This window comes from Chryseobacterium sp. MYb328 (assembly GCF_037572595.1).
Lineage (GTDB): Bacteria > Bacteroidota > Bacteroidia > Flavobacteriales > Weeksellaceae > Chryseobacterium > Chryseobacterium pennae.
Map to the genome: position 1 here is coordinate 383,065 of NZ_JBBGZQ010000002.1, position 19,961 is coordinate 403,025.

General features: G+C 36.1%; 12 protein-coding genes. All 12 read left to right on the top strand.

Features of this window, described 5'->3' with window-relative positions; translation table 11 throughout:
- Window positions 1-33 precede the first annotated feature (33 nt).
- The 12 genes from WH267_RS03725 to purB all read left to right on the top strand — a co-directional run bounded on the left by WH267_RS03725 (window position 34) and on the right by purB (window position 19,935).
- Window positions 34-1,425, top strand: coding sequence for a glucoamylase family protein (locus WH267_RS03725; RefSeq protein WP_340005826.1), 1,392 nt, complete (start codon window positions 34-36; stop codon window positions 1,423-1,425).
- A 352-nt stretch (window positions 1,426-1,777) separates the two neighbouring features.
- Window positions 1,778-2,479 (top strand): carboxylesterase family protein, encoded by a 702-nt coding sequence (locus tag WH267_RS03730; RefSeq protein ID WP_340005828.1) that lies wholly within the window; start codon window positions 1,778-1,780, stop codon window positions 2,477-2,479.
- A 69-nt stretch (window positions 2,480-2,548) separates the two neighbouring features.
- Entirely contained in the window at window positions 2,549-4,876 is a 2,328-nt protein-coding gene (bglX, locus tag WH267_RS03735) for a beta-glucosidase BglX (RefSeq protein ID WP_123318711.1), read from the top strand.
- 94 nt (window positions 4,877-4,970) lie between these two features.
- Window positions 4,971-5,360, top strand: coding sequence for a hypothetical protein (locus tag WH267_RS03740; RefSeq protein WP_340005831.1), 390 nt, complete (start codon window positions 4,971-4,973; stop codon window positions 5,358-5,360).
- A gap of 178 nt (window positions 5,361-5,538) precedes the next feature.
- Window positions 5,539-5,952, top strand: a complete 414-nt coding sequence (locus WH267_RS03745; protein WP_340005833.1) for a hypothetical protein — start codon at window positions 5,539-5,541, stop codon at window positions 5,950-5,952.
- A gap of 514 nt (window positions 5,953-6,466) precedes the next feature.
- Complete coding sequence (locus WH267_RS03750) at window positions 6,467-8,086, top strand: T9SS type A sorting domain-containing protein (RefSeq protein WP_340005835.1); 1,620 nt, start codon at window positions 6,467-6,469, stop codon at window positions 8,084-8,086.
- Between the two features lie 12 nt (window positions 8,087-8,098).
- A complete protein-coding gene (locus WH267_RS03755) occupies window positions 8,099-11,590 on the top strand; it encodes a hypothetical protein (protein ID WP_340005837.1) in 3,492 nt (1,163 codons plus the stop codon).
- A gap of 5 nt (window positions 11,591-11,595) precedes the next feature.
- Window positions 11,596-15,039, top strand: a complete 3,444-nt coding sequence (locus WH267_RS03760; protein ID WP_340005839.1) for a DUF6443 domain-containing protein — start codon at window positions 11,596-11,598, stop codon at window positions 15,037-15,039.
- 2 nt (window positions 15,040-15,041) lie between these two features.
- Window positions 15,042-15,629 (top strand): hypothetical protein, encoded by a 588-nt coding sequence (locus WH267_RS03765; protein ID WP_340005841.1) that lies wholly within the window; start codon window positions 15,042-15,044, stop codon window positions 15,627-15,629.
- Window positions 15,630-15,851: 222 nt separating this feature from the next.
- The gene (locus tag WH267_RS25080) at window positions 15,852-17,090 is read left to right on the top strand and encodes an RHS repeat domain-containing protein (protein WP_445223262.1); all 1,239 of its coding nucleotides are present in this window, start codon (window positions 15,852-15,854) and stop codon (window positions 17,088-17,090) included.
- A 1-nt stretch (window position 17,091) separates the two neighbouring features.
- Entirely contained in the window at window positions 17,092-17,811 is a 720-nt protein-coding gene (locus WH267_RS03775) for a hypothetical protein (RefSeq protein WP_148060734.1), read from the top strand.
- 696 nt (window positions 17,812-18,507) lie between these two features.
- Complete coding sequence (gene purB, locus WH267_RS03780) at window positions 18,508-19,935, top strand: adenylosuccinate lyase (protein WP_047096071.1); 1,428 nt, start codon at window positions 18,508-18,510, stop codon at window positions 19,933-19,935.
- Window positions 19,936-19,961: the final 26 nt, after the last annotated feature.

Below are 19,961 nucleotides of genomic sequence, written 5' to 3' on the forward strand. Positions count from 1 at the left end.
TCCTCTACTTTTATAACCAGTAAACCAATACCAATGAAAAGGACCCTATTATCAATTGCAGTAACTTCTTTATTCTTTGCTTATTCCTGCAAAAATGCTCACGTTTCAAAACAGGAACCACCAAAAAGTAATGTAGTTAAAAGTACTGTTACGGATGAACAGCTGATGGATAGAGTACAGCAAGATGCTTTAAAGTATTTCTGGGATTATGCGGAACCCAATTCTATGCTGGGAAGAGAACGTTATCACGAAGACAATATCTATCCGGATAATGACAAGCATGTCATTACAACAGGAGGATCAGGATTTGGATTGGCAACTTTACTGGTAGGAGTGGAAAGAGGATTTGTTCCAAGAAAAGAAGCTGTGAAAAGATTAACCCATATTATGAATTTTCTGGCAAAAGCAGATCGTCATAAAGGGGCATGGCCACACTGGATCAATGGGGAAACCGGAAAAACGGTTCCTTTTGGAAAGAAAGATAATGGAGGAGATCTTGTAGAAACAGCATTCCTTACTTCAGGGATACTGATGGTTCGTGAATACTTTAAAAATGGAAATGCAGAAGAAAAAAAATTGGCTGCAAAATGTGATGAACTCTGGAAAGGAATTCAATGGAACTGGTACACCAAAGGAGGTGAAAAAGTACTGTACTGGCACTGGTCACCGGAATATCAATGGGAAATGAATTTCCCACTTGAAGGCTATAATGAATGTCTCATTACTTATATCCTTGCCGCATCTTCTCCTACATATTCCATAGATGCTGAAACTTATTATAAAGGATGGACCCGAAACGGAACCTACCTTACCGACAAAACAAAATACGGATTACCTCTGTATGTAAAACACAACTATGCCGAAGAATACGGCGGGCCGCTTTTCTGGGCTCAATATTCATACATTGGGCTTGATCCGACAGGATTATCCGATAAATTGGTGAAAAACTATTTTGATATTAATAAAAATCAAACCCTTATTGATTATAAATACTGTGTTGAAAATCCAAAACAATGGAAAGGTTACGGACCAAATTATTGGGGACTCACGGCCGGATATACAAGAAATGAGGATGGAAGCACAGGCTATACGGCTCATATGCCAAATAATGACAATGGAGTGATAACCCCTACAGCTGCTCTAAGCAGTTTTCCGTACACTCCAAAAGAATCCATGGATTTTCTGAGGTTTATCTATACTCAAAAGCCTGAATTCATTGGATCAGCAGGCCCTTACGATGCAACTTCCATCAACTATAACAATTGGTTTACGCCAAGATACCTTGCCATTGATCAGGGGACAATAGCACCCATGATCGAAAATTACAGAACAGGATTTCTCTGGAAGCTATTTATGAATGCTCCTGAAATCCAGCAAGGATTGAAAAAACTAAGCTTCCAATCCACAAAATATGGAATAAAATAATTAAAAATAAAGCTCACTGATTTTATATGAAAAAGTTATTTATTTTTATATAAACCTCAAAAGATAAAATACTTAAGTTATTTAAAGTGTCAGGCCTTGTGTATCATAAGGACATATAAGTAGAAAATCAAAGACTTTAAAAAACTTAAGAGGACTTATATACAGTATTGTTTAAATTAACTTAAGAGGGCTAAAGTGTTTGGAATAAAACTTTTGTGGTTAACTATTGATGAGAACTGTAAAAAGATAAAACACAATAATCTGCTTAATCTGTAAAATCTGCGAGAGAAAAAATTTGCAAAAGCTATATGCATTCAATAGAAACAGGCTTTAGCCAAAACCTAAAAGCATCATGAAATTAAAACATATTCCCCTTTTATTATTGCCACTTTCTTTACAGCTTAATGCTCAGGAAATCAAAGCAGAACTGAATAAAGAGATCAAAAGACCGGAAAAAATCTCTTATATCCTGGATTATCCCCAGAATGCAAAAGGGAATGTTCCACTGATTGTTTTTCTTCACGGTTCGGGAGAAAGAGGGAATAATCTTGAAATGGTAAAAGCTCACAGTCCATTCACATATAAAGCCCTGATCAAAGAACCGGTGGCTATTCTGGCACCGCAATGTCCGGCAGATAGCTGGTGGGATACAGTAACAGTATATCACCTGATTAAGGATATCCAGAAAAAATATAAAATTGATGCCTCCAGAATTTATCTTACAGGACTTTCGATGGGAGGTTGGGGAACTTTGAAGCTGGCAATGGAGCATCCTGAAATGTTTGCTGCAGTAGCCTCAGTTTGTGCACCTACAGACCAGATGATGACGGCCAATATTGATCAATTTAAAGATTTGAATATGAAGATGTTCCATGGTGGGATGGATGATGTTGTATTACCTGAAAATGCTTTTAAACTGTATCAGAAACTTCATCCTATAAATCCATCAGCAGAACTGGTGATTTTCCCGAATGACAATCATAATTCATGGGACTCAGCCTATTCAAATCCGCAGTTGTATGAATGGATGCTGTCTAAAAAGAAAAATAAATAGAAATACAGGTTTCGTTAAACGAAAAAGACTAGATAGAAATCAAAACAATAATAATAAGAAGATAGATTTATGAAAAAGTTAATTGTACTTGCAACCCTGGCCCTTTCGCCGGTGTTTTCCGCTCAGGAAATGGTGGATAAGCCTGTACAGTCCTATCAGACTGCACAATATCAGGCCAAGAAGAAAGCCTTTGTAGACAATCTTTTATCTAAAATGACCTTAGATGAAAAAATCGGTCAGCTGAACCTTCCTACCTCCGGAGATTTTACTACGGGAATGGCTCAGAGTTCAGATATCGGAAAAAAAGTAGAACAGGGGCTAGTAGGAGGATTATTTAATATAAAAGGAGCAGACAAGATTAAAGCTGTTCAGAAAGTAGCTGTTGAAAAAAGCCGCCTGAAAATTCCAATGATCTTTGGAATGGATGTGATTCACGGCTATGAAACTACTTTCCCTATTCCATTAGGTTTAGCCGCTTCATGGGATATGAATCTGGTACAGCAGTCTGCTAAAGTAGCTGCAAGAGAAGCTGCATCTGATGGAATCAACTGGACATTTTCGCCAATGGTGGATATTTCCCGTGAACCAAGATGGGGAAGAGTGTCCGAAGGTTCCGGTGAAGATCCGTATTTAGGAAGTGAGATTTCAAAAAATATGGTATATGGTTACCAGGGTAAAGATTTGGCTAATGGTACAAATATTTTGGCATGTGTAAAGCATTTTGCATTATACGGAGCAGGAGAGTCCGGTAGAGATTACAATACGGTTGATATGAGCCATGTAAGAATGTTCAATGAATATTTTCCACCTTACAAAGCTGCTGTAGATGCTGGGGTAGCTTCTGTAATGGCATCTTTCAATGAAGTGGACGGCGTTCCCGCTACTGGAAGCAGATGGCTTCAGACGGAAGTATTGAGAAACCAATGGAAATTCAAAGGATTTGTAGTAACCGATTATACCGGGATTAATGAAATGGTTGATCACGGAATGGGAGATCTTCAGCAGGTTTCAGCACTGGCTTTAAAAGCTGGGGTTGATATGGATATGGTAGGAGAAGGCTTTTTAACCACTTTAAAAAAATCATTATCCGAAGGAAAAGTTACCCAGGCTGAGATTGATATGGCCACAAAAAGAATTCTTGAAGCAAAATATGACTTAGGTCTTTTTGATAATCCATACAAACACGGTGATGCCAAATTAGCGGCAAAAGAAGTATATAATTTAGAAAACCGTAATATCGCAAGAAGCATTGCTGCTCAGTCAATGGTTTTACTGAAAAATGAAAATCAGGTATTGCCTTTAAAAAAATCAGGAACTGTTGCGGTAATCGGACCATTGGTGAATAACTCTATGAACATGGCTGGAACCTGGAGTGTTGCTACAAAACACAGTGTTTCAGTTAATTTAATGCAGGGGCTTCAGGCAAATTACGGCAAAGAAGTGAAATTCCTTTCAGCAAAAGGGGCTAATATCGATTACGATGCCAAATTAGAAGAAATATATGCTGCTCACGGAAAGAAAACCGATAGAGATAACCGTTCAAAAGAAGAACTGTTAAAAGAAGCCGTTGATATTGCCAGTAAAGCTGACGTTATAGTTCTGGCGATCGGAGAATCTGCAGAAATGAGTGGAGAATCTTCATCAAGATCCGAAATTACGATTCCTCAATCACAGGTTGACCTGTTAAATGAACTGAAAAAGACCGGAAAACCAATTGCAATGATCCTTTTCACAGGTCGTCCATTAGCATTAACGAATGTAAAAGACACTCCCGATGCCATTCTTAATGCATGGTTCCCAGGTTCAGAAGCAGGAAATGCCATGGCAGATGTACTTTTCGGAAAAGTAAACCCATCAGGAAAACTTCCGATGACGTTCCCGAGAAGCCTGGGACAGGTCCCTATTTATTATAATGCTAAAAATACAGGCAGACCATTAGATCAGAAACTTACGGATAAATGTGAATACCAGAGATTCCGTTCCAATTATATGGATGAGTGCAATACGCCATTATATTCATTTGGTTACGGATTGAGCTATACGAAATTCAACTATTCAGATATCAGCATATCCAATACCAATCCAAAAGGAAACCAGGAGATTCAGGCGTCCGTTACCGTAACCAATTCTGGAAACTATGACGGTGCGGAAGTGGTACAGTTGTATATCAGAGATATGGTGGGAAGTATTACAAGACCCGTAAAAGAACTGAAAGGGTTCCAGAAAATATTTTTGAAAAAAGGAGAATCTAAAAAAGTAACCTTTACGATTACGCCGGAAAACCTGAAATTCTATAATGGAGATTTAAAATATGACTGGGAATCAGGCGAATTTGATATTATGATGGGAACAAGTTCTGATGAGGTGAAGCATTCAAAGATCAATTGGACAAAGTAAAAAGAGATTTTTTTTCACAATAATGTGTTTTATGATTTTTTTGGCATGATTTTTATTAATATCCTGCGTAGTTATCATATATAATACAAACGAAATGAAAAAAACAATTTTATTGAGCGCAATGTTCCTGGGTACTATAGCATTTGCACAGCAAACACCGGTATTAGGTGGCGATAAAGATGCTCACGGATGTATCGGTTCAGCAGGATATACCTATTCACAGATTAAGAAAAACTGTGTAAGAACCTTTGAAGAAAAGATCAAATTAAAAGAGGTTGCTACAAAAGGAGATTATATCGCAGCAGTTATTTTCAGTAAAGACATGAAGAAAGCTGAAATTTTTGTAAAAGATGTTGAACAAGGAAGCATGATTCTTAACAGAACAGGAAAAGCAAAAGCTTGGAAAAAAGATGGCTATGTGTTAACTCCCTACAAAAAAAGAGGTTACCAGCTTAAAAAGGATAATGTAGTAATTTATCAATAAAATCACATTTTTAAAGAAAAATGAAGTCACTCGAAGGAGTGACTTTTTTGTAGAATTAATTCACATAAAATAGAACTGATACATTGTTTATAACAATAATGTTTTTTGTAACTAAGAATGAATTAGTATCTTTATTTCCAAAATACTTTACCAAACTGAAAACATTAATAATTTAAATATGAAAAAACCAATTTTATTTAGCATGATGTTCCTGGGATCTTTAGTTTTCGCTCAACAAAAAACTCCGGCTTTGGGAGGTGACAGAGATGTTCACGGATGTATAGGCTCAGCAGGATATACTTATTCGCAAATCAGAAATAACTGTATAAGAGTTTTCGAACAGAAAATCAAATTAAAGGAAGTAGCTACAGATAAAAGCTATTCCACAATGACGGCAGTTATTTTTAGTAAAGATATGAAGCGGGCTGAAATTTTTATTCCGGAAGGAAATGCAAAAAGTATCATCCTTGATAGAGAAGGCAAAGGAAAAATCTGGAAAAGCGGAAGCTATATTAAAGAAACCTATGTCTTAGTTCCTTACAAGAAAGCAGGCTACCAGATTAAAAAAGATGACATAGTCATTTATCAATAAGATCAAAATTTCAAAAAATCTAAGCCACTCGTAAAGGGTGGTTTTTTTATGAATATATATTAGACTTTAAATGTCTTCTTCTTTTTTTAGGAGCTTAATCTCGCTATCCACTCATACTCCTCACGCCATAGCGCTCCAACGCTCAATTCCTACACCTTTCTAACCTGTGTTGCGGGGTAACCGTTTCTATCGGGGCTATTTTTATGAGTAAAGAATGATATTACTTTTCAATACAGTACCTTTTATATCTCATAAGTTAAAAGAATATTTTGTTATCCTGTAAGACGGTTCTCAAGCATTTTCGTTAAGCTGTCTTACATTGAAAATAATCTCAAAATAACACGACAGGTTCTGTCGTTGTGCTGTGGTAGATTTGTATAATTAGAATAGAGTATGATAATGAATCTGATATTGAAAATTTATATTAAATCATACCAACGTGATATTGTTATATTAAAAAAGTTACATTTGCAAAAATTTGAAAACTAATCATTAAACTCAAAACAACACGAGAATGAAAAAGATTTATCTCAGTGCATGTACTGTATGCACAATTCTTGGCATATCTGCCCAGAATGTTCTCTGGCAGAAAGATATCAAGTCCTCTACCCAGGATTTCCTTAGCCAGGTGACCACCACTATCGATCAACAGTATCTTATCACAGGAAGCTCTATACAAAGCGATAAACAGCAAACTTCAGGAAGTAAACAAAACAATGGCTATGATTTCCACCTGGTTAAACTCAATCAACAGGGAGAAGAAGCTTGGGAAAAGTATTTCTCAGGAAATAATCACGATTATTTATCTGCAGCAGTCAGCACTCAGGAGGGAGGATTTCTTTTAGCAGGAACCTCATACTCCGGAAAAGGGCTGGATAAGAAAGAAGATTCCAAAGGAGGTTCAGATATCTGGCTGATCCGGATCAATGAATTTGGCGATGAAATCTGGCAGAAAACATTAGGAACCTCTTCCGATGAAGAAGCTAAAGCCGTTATCCAGACTACAGATTTAGGCTTTTTTGTAGCCGGGAATGTACAAAACTCTTCCCAAGGGTATGGCTCCAAAGATGTCTGGATCACCAGACTCAATAAAGACGGAAAAGAACTTTCCCAATTGATAGTAGGTGGAAAAGGTTTGGATGAAGTAGAGAAAATGATTCCCACAAAAGATGGTGGAGCCTTATTAGGAATTTATTCAAGAAGCTCCGAAGTTCGAGGTTCAGGATTAAGAAATCCTGAGAGTAAATCTTCAGATGAAAGATCTGTCAGTTCAACAGCCATTAGCCAGACGCCAAAAGCCAGCAGCAACTTCGGTGAAGGAGATTACTGGATTATCAAGCTGGATAAAAACGGAAAAGTAGAATGGGAAAAGAACTTTGGTGGAAAAGGAGATGACCATATCAGAACCCTGTCTTTAACCTCAAATGGCTATATCATCGGTGGGGAATCCAGATCCGAAAGATCAGGAAACAAGACTGTTGGTATTGAAGAAGGAACCGATCTGTGGCTGATTTCTTTAAATGAAAAAGGTGATGAACAGTGGCAGAAATCCTACAATTTCAAAAACCGTGATATTCTGATGGGAGCAAGCGTAATCCGTTCAGGAGACGACAAATCCTCGAAAGGAATTCTGTTAGGTGGTTACACCCAAGCCGAAGGAAGAATAGAAAAAGATGATGAGACGTTCTGGATGATCTACCTGGATGGTAATGGAAATGAACAGTGGAGAAAACATGTAAGCGGAGAATCCAGACAGAAAGAAGAGAGACTTTCAGATTTGAGACTCAACAGAGATGGTTCTATTATTTTAGCAGGAACCAGTGCCAAAGAATTGGGTAAAGAAAACTGGAAGATTGTAAAGCTTGGCGATAAACAGGTCAATGATCTGATTGAAAAATATGATATCAAGATCTATCCCAATCCTGTATCTGATTATGCTTACATAGAAATCGGCTTTGATTTTAAAGAGGCTGATATTGTGCTATATGATATGAGCGGAAGACAGCTTCAAAATTTGAAGACTAAGAATAAAGTAACGAAGATAAATACCCAAAATCTAATTCAGGGAGCTTATCTGGTGACTATAAAAACGGATACTAATAAAACAGCGAATGCAAAGCTGATCAAAAAATAAAAAACATTAATCATGAAGAAAGCTATCATTTGTGCAGCTATCTTGTCTGCTCATTTTTACTCTGCTCAGGAAGTAGCAAAGGGAAATCCTGGCTCAGGATCTGGAATAGAACTTCCTAATATAAATCCTCCTTCTCCTGAGTCCTCTTTTAGGACACAATTTGGCAATTTGGAAACCAATGAATTTAAAGGAAATCCCAATATCAATATTCCGATTCATACGATCTCCGATAGTGGATTAAAGCATACAATATCTTTAAAATATGGTAAAGCTGGCGTAAAAGTAAACGACACCCCAAATACATTGGGGATGAACTGGATCCTGGATGCAGGAGGCGTTATTAATAGAACCATTTATGATAAAGCAGATGAGTTCGGAGCAGAAAGGATTTTACTAAGCCTCAATGATCTCACTCATCTGTACAGTCAGCAGGGAGCAGATGATCTTGTAAAACTTACTAAATATGGCTCTGAACAGTATGATCACCAGCCTGATGTTTTCAGTTTCTCTTTTCCTGGTTATAGTGGAAGTTTTTATCTAGATGCTAATTTTCAGCCGGTTCTTCTGACTCAGGATAACAATCTCAAAATTGAAACGATAGGAGCATTCAAGGATAATCATTCTTTTATTATCACTACTTATGATGGAACAAAATATACCTTTGGAGGTACAGGAGCTACTGAAAAGACTTGGGTAAGGCTCAATGGAGGATTAAGTGGAGATACTAGTTTCTTTCTTACCAAAATAGAGAATACTGCAGGAAATAAAATTGAATTTTCATATTCTGAAGTTAATACGAATGCTACCATACTTAGTATAGGAGAACAGCAGTCTTTGGATACCCGAATGATGGATGAAGGTCCTGCAGAACAAGGTACCTCAGCAATTCCTCCTACAACTCCTTATAGCCAGTCAATTCGAACCCTCAATATAATCAGGCCCAAAATATTAACCCAGATTAGTACGGAAAGCGAAAAAATTACCATCAATTATTCAACAGATCCTTCAGAAATTTTTCAAAAGATTGGAAATATTATAGTGTCTTCAGTTACCAGTTCCAATACTATTACCAACCGTATTACAGGTACAACGAATGTCAAAAAAATTGTATTCGATTATATCAACAATTCAGAAAGTGATCGTCAAAAAAAGCGTTTTTTCCTTGAGAAAGTGAAAGAATATGTAATAAAAAACAATCAGGAAACTTTTGTACAGGAACATAAATTTGAATATGATAATCCTCTTGGTCTCCCTGCAAGATTATCTAAGACTACAGATTATCTGGGATACTATAATGGAAGCAATAATGGAAATACCTCACTGCCTGATTTAAATATGTTTGGAGAGAAATACAAACTGTTTTTTAATAGCTCTTATTATGCCAATAGAGTCCCTAGTTTTATCTATGCCAAGTTAGGAACACTTACTTCCATTACTTATCCTACCAAAGGAAAAACTACTTTTGAGTACGAGCCTGAATATGCAAAGGAAGCTATAATAGGAGAAGGAAAACATTATGTAGCGATAGGGAACGCAGAGCCATTTTTTGAGGATGCACCTTCTGCCGATTATGATCTGATACATATGGTAGCGGATCGCCTCCCTTTATCTAATGAAACAACAAGTACATTTGATGCCTCTGAGGTGGATGGAGGCAAGGTAAAGATAGAATTGAAAATACACTCAAACACAGATATAGGATTCGGTAAAGGAAAAGCTCAATTTACTCTTGTGGATACGTCTACGGGGCAGACTGTATTTACAAAACCGATATTTCTAAACAAATCCGACAAGGATATGAGTTCTATTGAAGATTTATTATTAGGTGGTAGTACTTATCAATTGACATTCAAAATAGTAAATAATATTTGTAACCAATGTTCTGCTACTGCGCTCATCAGATATAATGAAAAAAACAAATGGAATATTGTTGAAGATGGAAATGTCAGATTGAAAAAGCAATATGATATTGCTGAAACTGGAAAAACGAATATTAAAAGACTATATTATAGTGTTTATAATGATATTAACAACATGAACAAGATGGGATCTCCATATAAACCGGAATTCAGATCCTACAGATTTGATCAAAAAACTTATGCTCCCTTTACTGATCCTAACTCTTTACCTTCTCCTGGAGCTACTATGGTAGGTAGTCTATTTGAGACTATTTTTCATTCGGAACCTCAAATTTCAATTCGACATTCTGGTTTTTTTACGGATAGTATGGATGGGCAATACTCTTACAGCATATATGACCCGATATATCCTAATGTAACAGTTAGCTATGGAGGAGATCAATTTGAAAAAGGAGGTGAAGAAAAAGTATTCTCAACTCAACTATACAATAACAGTTATGCTTTCCGAACTCCCACGGTAGATGGAATGTATACTAATAATTTAAATGATCTTCCTATGGTATCTTCATCTGCAGAGAACTCACTGTTTTGGAGTGTTCCATCAGGAAATCTGAGTGGAAAGCTCTTATCCCATAGGGTATTCAACAGTAAGAATGGGCAATTTTATTTGAAGACTTCTATGAAAAATGAGTATTTTAAGGATCAGACAGGGATTATATCGAGTATTGCAGGCGTTACACTTTTCCCTCTTGCTTTCATCATGCCGGGAACCAATGTCGGGACTTATCTTGATAATATGTACATCACAGCCTATAGGCTTCCTTCTTATTCTTTTGTTCTCAATAAAAGCATTTCCAAAGAATACCTGGAGGATGTTCCTTTGAATACTACAGATGATTCTTTGTATAAAAAAATAACTACAAGCAGTGATTATCTTTATAATAATCCTGATCAGCAACTTTCAAAAAGTATTACTTCATTCTCTGGTGCAGGAATTAAGGAAACGTCTTATCTATATGCCAGAGAAAAAGGAAATCAGAAGCTGATCAGTGCCAGTATGCTGGGAATTCCTTTGGAGACAACTGTTGTCAATAAACAGAATTCAAGCGATTCCGGAAAAATTATTTCAAGAAACGAAATCAAGTACGATAATCCGGCTAATTTACTGCCAAGCTCAGTAATATCTTATGGACTTCAGAATAATATACCTTCAACAGAAATAATGTATGATAAGTTTGATACCAAAGGAAATCTTTTGCAGTATACCACTAGAGATGGAGGTATAACAGTTATCATCTGGGGATATAATAAAACTCAGCCTATTGCCAAGATTGAAAATATACGGTTAACTGATATCCAGCAATCTTTTATAGACAGTATCGTGAATGCCTCTGATCTGGATGCAGCAGCCGGAGCAAATAATGATGAGAATAACCTACTTAATGCCTTTCAAACTTTCAGAGCCAATTTGCCCGGGCATCAGGTGACGACTTACAGCTATGACCCATTAATTGGAGTAAGAAGTATTACCCCACCATCCGGAATAAGAGAAACTTACCTTTATGATTCTGCCAATAGACTTGAAAAAGTAGTTGATACCAACGGAAAGATCCTAAAGGAAATGAAATACAACTATAAAAACTAAAACCGATGAAAAAAATAATAATCCCTATAAGCATGCTGCTGATTACCCATTCAGTGCATGCCCAGCTTACCCCGCTCCCTAATACGGAGAATTATATACAGACCAAAACCTATCTGGATTATAATGGATCTGTTCCTACAAAATCTTCTGAAACAGTAGGATATTTCGATGGCTTGGGAAGACCTAAACAAGTTGTGAATGTAAAAGCTTCCCCATTGGGAAGAGATGTGGTCACCCATATAGAATACGATCAGTTTGGAAGACAGACAAAAGACTATCTTCCTGTCCCACAATCAGGAACTCAGAATGGTGCTATTATTACCAATCCTTTATCCAATGCAACCCAACCTGGGATTTATGGATCAGAAAAGATCTATTCGGAAAAGATGTTGGAAAAATCACCTTTGGATAGAATCATGCAGCAGATTCAGCCCGGTAACGACTGGGCCAGTAAACCTGTAGGATTTTCATACGAAGCCAATATGGCTAATGAAGTATATCAGTATACCACGAAAACAACATGGGAGAACGGAGCTACCAAAAGCGAGCTTATTCTGGCTTCAGCTACTTCCTTCTATGCTCCCGGAACATTGTATAAAAATGTAGTCACTGATGAAGACGGGAATAAAACCGTGGAGTTTAAGAATGGAAAAGGTCAGACCTTACTTGTAAGAAAAATTACTACCGAGTATTTAGATACTTACTATGTGTATAACGAATACGACCAGCTGGCCTTTGTAATTCCTCCTAAAGCAGTTCATATGGGAACTGCCGAACCTTTACTGAATGATCTCTGCTACCAATACCGTTATGACAGCAGAAACCGTCTGGTTGAAAAGAAATTACCCGGTAAAGGCTGGGAATTGATGGTGTATGATAAAGCAGACAGGTTGATTTTGACACAGGACGCTGTAATGGGTCCCAAAGGTAAATGGCTTCTCACCAAGTATGATATTTTTGGAAGAGCGATCTATACAGGAGTACTGGTATCAACAGCCAAGAGAGCAGTATTACAGGATCTTATTAAAGACCTGGTCATTACCGAACCTCGCAGTACCCAGGGATTTATCAGAAATGGGATGACGATTTACTATGTCAATAATTATTTCATGGTGGATACAGAAAGTATTCTAAGTGTCAATTATTATGATACTTATCCTGAATATACCTTTAATCCGCCGTTTCCTTCCACCATTCAGGGAGTACCTACCTTAACTGAGGCGATATCACCAGAAGGAAGAAGCACCAAAGGACTTCCTGTGATGAGCCTGGTAAAGAATATTGAAGATGACAACTGGACAAAAAACTACACCTATTATGACACCAAAGCAAGAGCTATTGGAGCGTATTCTATCAATCATTTAGGGGGTTATACCCAAACAGAATCCAAGCTGGATTTTGCCGGAGTAGCTCACAATGTTGTTACCAGACATAAAAGACTGGCAACCGATACAGAAACAGTGATCACAGAAAATTTTGAGTACGATCACCAGAACAGGCTGCTTGTCCACAAACATCAGGTGAATTCCAATCCTGTAGAAATCCTTACCCAGAATACATACAACGAACTTTCCCAGCTTGAATCTAAAAAAGTGGGTGGCGTTTCTGTAGGAACTCCGCTTCAGCAGATTGACTATAAATACAATATCAGAGGCTGGATGACTAAAATTAATGATCCTGCTAACCTGAATGGGAAACTGTTTGGGTATGAAATAAAATACACTAATCCGGTTAATCCACTCTATGCCACTGCAAGATACAACGGTAATATCGCAGAAATAGACTGGAATACCTCCAACGATAATGTATTGAGAAGGTATACCTATGATTACTATGCAGATAATAAACTGAAGTTCGGACATTATTCCGAACCCTGGGCAACAGCACCTCAAAACAGTTTTTACAGCGAGTATATTATTTATGACCTGAACGGAAATATCACTCAGTTATACCGTAATGCTAAGAACTCCACTACTGGAGTGGCAATGCAGATTGATGATCTTACCTATAGTTATGCCGGAAACAGGCTTTTGAATGTAAAGGATAATGCTCAAAATAATTTAGGATATGTAGGAGGAGGCAATACCATCTCCTATGATGATAATGGGAATATGACAAGCCATATTGATAAGGATATCACTACAATTAACTATAATTACCTGAACTTACCGACCGAAGTAAATTATATTGACCCCAATACCAAACTACAATTCTTATTTAGAGCAGACGGTACAAAACTGAAAAAGACTTACAATTACTTTAATTTACGAGCAGGGAAAGTTATTACTGCCAATACAGAATATTTGGATGGATTTCAATATACAGAAGCAAGCTTGAAATTTGTTCCTACTTCAGAAGGTTATTTTAATTTTGAAAATAATAAGTATATTTACAATTACGCAGACCATTTAGGAAATGTACGATTGAGTTATTTCAAAAATGGTACGGGAATAGAAGTTCTTGAGGAGAATAATTATTATCCTTTTGGGTTGAAACATGAAGGGTATAATATATTAGGAGGTAATCCTAGTTATAATTACAAGTACAACGGGAAGGAGCTTCAAGAGACTGGTATGTATGATTATGGAGCGAGAATGTATATGCCGGATATTGGGAGATGGGGAGTGGTAGATCCGCTGGCTGAAGTAAACAGAGCTTGGTCTCCTTATAGATATGCATACAATAATCCTTTACGTTTTATAGATCCTGATGGAAGACTAGAAGGAGATCCACCTGGTTTTTTAAGTAGGGCTTGGAAAGAAGTCAAGAGCTGGTTTGGAGGTAATTCAAAAGGTACATTAGAGGTTGGGCAAGTTGAACGTGTTGCTGAGGGGCAAACTAGATTATTTGGTTTAATTCAAAATGCAAATGTTGATACCAATGGAAATAGTCCTTTAGAGAATTATAGGCAATGGCAAAATAACCCAGGATATAATAATGGGGAAAGTTTTGGAGATAGGACTGCTAGATTAATTGGGGCAGGGACCTTAGAAGCTAGAAGAGATTTCGCAAGCGGAGGCATGAATATGTTTGGCGGTTACGGAAGAGCGGCGAAAGCAGTGAATGCAGTTGAAGAAGCAAGCAACTTAATAAATGTTAAAAATACAGCTCCACAGGTGGGTGAAGCTTTTCAAAATTTAGGGGCAACCATAGCTGATGGAAATATTTCATTATCAGGAAGAGCTGTAACGAATGGTCGTTTTGATTTTGTGGTAACTGCGTCTGGCGAACTTAAAGTAGGAACTGGGCACTTTAATTTATCTGGAGGAGCTAATGAAGTTCAAGCTGCAGGCCAACTAAGGTTATTTAAAGGTCAAGTAATGGAAATCAATAATGCCTCTGGACATTATCAACCTTCTGCAGCAGAAGCTCAGCAATTTCCAACAATATTATCAAATATGGGACTAGATGTAAGTAGAGCTAAATTGAGAACTTTTTCAGTAGAATAAACATGAATAAAATAAACATTGGAAATGAGGTTAAAGAATTGTCTTCTCAGATGGCAATTAGCTCCACAAAAGAGGTGGTACAATATTTTCCTATAGATAGGTTTTTTATTGAAAAAAACGGATTCATTGAGAAAATTCGGTCTGTTAATTATTTAGAATTTTTACTTTGTAATTTTGAAAATGTAAATCCAACATATACCGTTCAGTTGTTTATATGCTTACCTGAATTATGGGAAAAAGTTAACTATGAAGATTTAATTAAATTAACAGAAAATTTTACTAATTCTTTTTCTTTTTATTCATTTATAGAGTTCACCTATAAATACTTAGAGATAGATTTATTTGATGAAATAATTTACAATAAAAATATAGAAGAAAAATTTAAAATAGATTGTTTGAGTTTTACTTTTAACACATTAGACTTCTTATACTTAGAAGATTATGAATATATTGAATTTAAAGAAAATTTATTTGGAATAAATATTGAACAACTTCGCCGTTTACAATTAAAATTTAAAAATGATAATGAATTTACAAAAGCAAAGCCTAAAAATGAGCTTTATAAAAAATTATTACTAATACAGGTCTAATTGCAAAAGCCACTCGTTTGAGTGGCTTTGTTGTTTTATAAAATGCTTTGCAGTTTAGTTTGTTTAAGGAATGCATCAAGGAGAGCGAAGACATGCTGTCTATCGTTCTCTTTTAGTTTTTGTATATCTAAAATTTTAGCGACAATATTTTTATCCAGTAAAATATCCGTAGACCCTACAAGATAATCCAGAGATACCCCAGCTGCGCAAAGTCTCCTGACTTTGAGCAATCAAAATAAAAGAACCTTTGCAAGAGCGAAGGTTTTTTACTTATACACTGCTCATCCGGATAAAAAAATCTCATCCATCAAATATAATTACTTGAATTTGCCTCAACAGGTTACCCAAGATTCAAAAACAACTTATTATATCTACAGAGCGGATGGAACAAAGGTTAAAAAATCAGGAACGGCTGGCTTAGCTACAGATTATCTGGATGGTTTCCAATATACAGAAGCAAGCTTGAAATTTGTTCCTACTTCAGAAGGTTATTTTAATTTTGAAAATAATAAGTATATTTACAATTACGCAGACCATTTAGGAAATGTACGATTGAGTTATTTCAAAAATGGTACGGGAATAGAAGTTCTTGAGGAGAATAATTATTATCCTTTTGGGTTGAAACATGAAGGGTATAATATATTAGGAGGTAATCCTAGTTATAATTATAAGTACAACGGGAAGGAGCTGCAGGAGACAGGAATGTATGATTATGGAGCGAGGATGTATATGCCGGATTTGGGAAGATGGGGAGTTGTTGATCCGCTGGCGGAGAAAACAAGAAGGTGGACACCATATGTTTACGCAGCAGATAATCCTATAAGATTTATTGACCCTGATGGAAGAACTTGGGGAGACCCGAAAGACCAAGAGAGGTTAACGAAAAATGTTAATAATAGAATTGAGAGTCTTAATAAAAGTAATGCTGATATTCAAACCAAAATTGATAAAGGAGGTTTGAGCGAAAAAAAATTGGCTAAACTTAATGCACAAATGGCAGAAAATACAGCAATGATTGGAAATATGAACCAATCCCTTAAAGATATCCAGACTATTGCTGATGCTAAAGAAGTATTTTATTTAACAGGCCCAAGTCAAAATAATGGCAATCACGGAGTTGTAAAAACCACGGATAAAGATGGCAAAGAAAGAATAAATATTGAAGGCTCTAATACTGCGCTACATTTACACGAAACTCGTCATGTCGGGCAAGGATATGAAGCTGGTGGTTTGAGATTTAACAAAAGTGGTCAAATGCTAAATCCCGCTATAACTAAAGATAAGCAAGATTATGCAAAAGGAAAAGCTTTAGAAGTGGAAGCATATAAAGTTGGTTATTCATATGATACAGGAAGTTATCCTCTTCCTGCAAGTTCTTTAAACGATATTAATCCTACAACTCTAATGCAGATTGGAAATGGTGTTACATACCAAGGATTAGAAGACCCTAAAAAGAAATAGAATGAGAATTTTTATTTTAAGCTTTATGAGTGTTTTTATTGCTCAAAGTTGTAAAACGCAAGAATTTAAAAATGAATTTTTAATCGGTACATACGTAAAAAAAGGACGAACCGATAAAATAGAACTCAAAGATAACAGCTTGTATATCTTGTATAATTCCAAAAATTTGGGAGATTTAGCTTTAGACCAGTGTGATATTTTGTCTAAAGGTCAATGGAAGCAAATAAGTACAGATGTAGTGGATTTAACAAGCGAAAATTACTATTCAAAAGAAGATGGTTACAAGTATGACTTGAAACAAGAAACCAAATTTTCAAAAGATAGTGTGTATATTAATATAAATCTTCATAAAGATTTTGAAACGTCAATACCAACGCCTGAGTTTAGTATTTTATTCAATTATAAAAGTTCTAAACAAATAGAAACAACGAATAATAAAATTGTAATCTCAAAAAAAGACTATTCTTTAATCGGAGTGAAAAACCAAGTGAATTTAGATTTAGTTTTTAAACCAAGCGGGCAAACCCGCTATTATAATCGTTTAAGATATGAGATTCTTCAAGATTTTCCTTTGGATGTAGAGAAAAATAATTATTTTACGATTAGTCTTCCTAACTTCAATCAATGTTTTTACGAGTTTGAGCCATATTACCATAGTTACATCTATGTAAAGGATAAAAAAACTCTAATGTGGCAAGGAGAAGAATGGATAAAACAATAAACAAAAACCCGCCCCAGCTGCGCAAAGTCTCCTGACTTTGAGCAATCAAAATAAAAGAACCTTTGCAAGAGCAAAGGTTTTTTACTTATACCCCCCGCTGGCGTGAGCTTCTAGCTCGTACCTCCAAATAATATAGAAATTATTGTATTTGCAATGGCCTTATTATTTTGGAAATGTAAAAGTAAGTTTGGTTTCTTCTATTTTTAGAGTCTGGATCAGTGTATGACCTTTTACTAAAAATAAAACCTGACTTCAGTCAGGCTTATATTTAAATACACTTTTCAGGATCATATGTCCTACAGGCACCATTTTCGCGATATTGACATGTTCCGCTCGGACAGCTTTGTCCAGGTTGTGGAACCCATCCTCCTGAGATCGTTTTTTAATCAGATTTTGTTAGTTTTTTGAGATTTTTCATACGTTTAATTTGGTTTTGGTTATTCTATTCTGTAAGCTTTTCGAGGTCCGCTTGTTACGAATTTATAAAAAAGTTTAAATAAAATTACAACTTATGGAAAAATTTTGAAAATAAATTCCGAAAATAAAATAGCTTGATATATAAGGTGTTTGACCTTAAGCTGATAAAATTCATCCAAAATTTTGCTCTACCCAACCACCACAAAAATCATAAAACCAACATTTTCATCTCTCACTGAAAAATCGTATTTTTGTACATCTAAAAAAGTAAAAGAACGAATGAATTCCTACAAAAATCCATTGGAAGAGCGCTATTCCAGTGAAGAAATGTTGTTTAATTTCTCACACAATAACAAATTCCGTACCTGGAGAAAGCTTTGGATCGCTTTAGCAGAGATCGAAAAAGACTTAGGCCTTGAAATTACAGACGAGCAGATCGCTGAATTAAAAGCTAATGCTGAAAATATCGATTTCGATAAAGCAGCAGAATACGAAAAGAAATTCCGTCATGATGTAATGGCTCACGTTCACACGTATGGGGATGTAGCGCCTTCAGCAAAAGGAATTATTCACTTGGGAGCTACTTCAGCTTTTGTAGGAGATAATACAGACTTAATTCAGATCCGTGACGGACTTTTAATTCTGAAGAAAAAGTTGGTTAATGTAATGAAAAACTTAGCAGACTTTGCGATTCAGTACAAAGACCTTCCAACATTAGGATTCACACACTTCCAACCGGCTCAGTTAACAACAGTTGGGAAAAGAGCAACCCTTTGGTTACAGAGTTTGGTTCTTGATATCGAAGAATTAGACTTCTTCCTTGAAACACTTCGTTTCAGAGGAGTGAAAGGAACTACAGGAACAGCTGCAAGTTTCCTTGAACTGTTCAACGGAGATTATTCAAAAGTAAAACATTTAGATAAAGAACTTTCAAAAAGATTCGGATTCGAAAAAGTATTCGGAGTTTCAGGACAGACTTACGATAGAAAGATTGACGCTAAAGTTGTTGCTCTATTAGGAAATATCGCTCAATCTGCACATAAATTCACTAACGATTTACGTTTACTTCAAAACCTTAAGGAAATTGAAGAACCATTCGAAAAAAACCAGATCGGTTCATCAGCAATGGCTTATAAGCGTAACCCAATGAGAAGTGAAAGAATTGGGGCATTGGCAAAATACGTAATGTCTCTAACGACAAGTTCTGCAATGGTAGCTTCTACACAATGGTTTGAAAGAACATTAGATGACTCTGCAAACAAGAGATTAACAATTCCTCAGGCGTTCTTAGCGGTAGATGCAATCCTATTGATCTGGAACAACATTATGAACGGAATCGTAGTATATCCGAACAGAATCAACAAACACATCGAAGAAGAACTTCCTTTCATGGCCACAGAATATATCATCATGGAAGAAGTGAAAGCGGGTGGTGACCGTCAGGAAATTCACGAAGTAATAAGAGTTCACTCTATGGAAGCTTCCAAGAAAGTGAAAGAAGAAGGAAAAGAAAATGACCTGATCGAAAGAATCTTAAACGATGATTCTTTAAAGCTAGATAAATCAAAATTAAAAGAAGTTTTAGATCCTAAGAACTTTATTGGGTTCGCGCCGATTCAGACAGAAGAATTTGTCAAGAATGAAGTGCAGCCGATTATAGACCAAAATAAAGACCTTATAGGATTAGAAGCTGATCTTAAAGTATAAAACAATATGCAGCCTTTTGGGCTGCA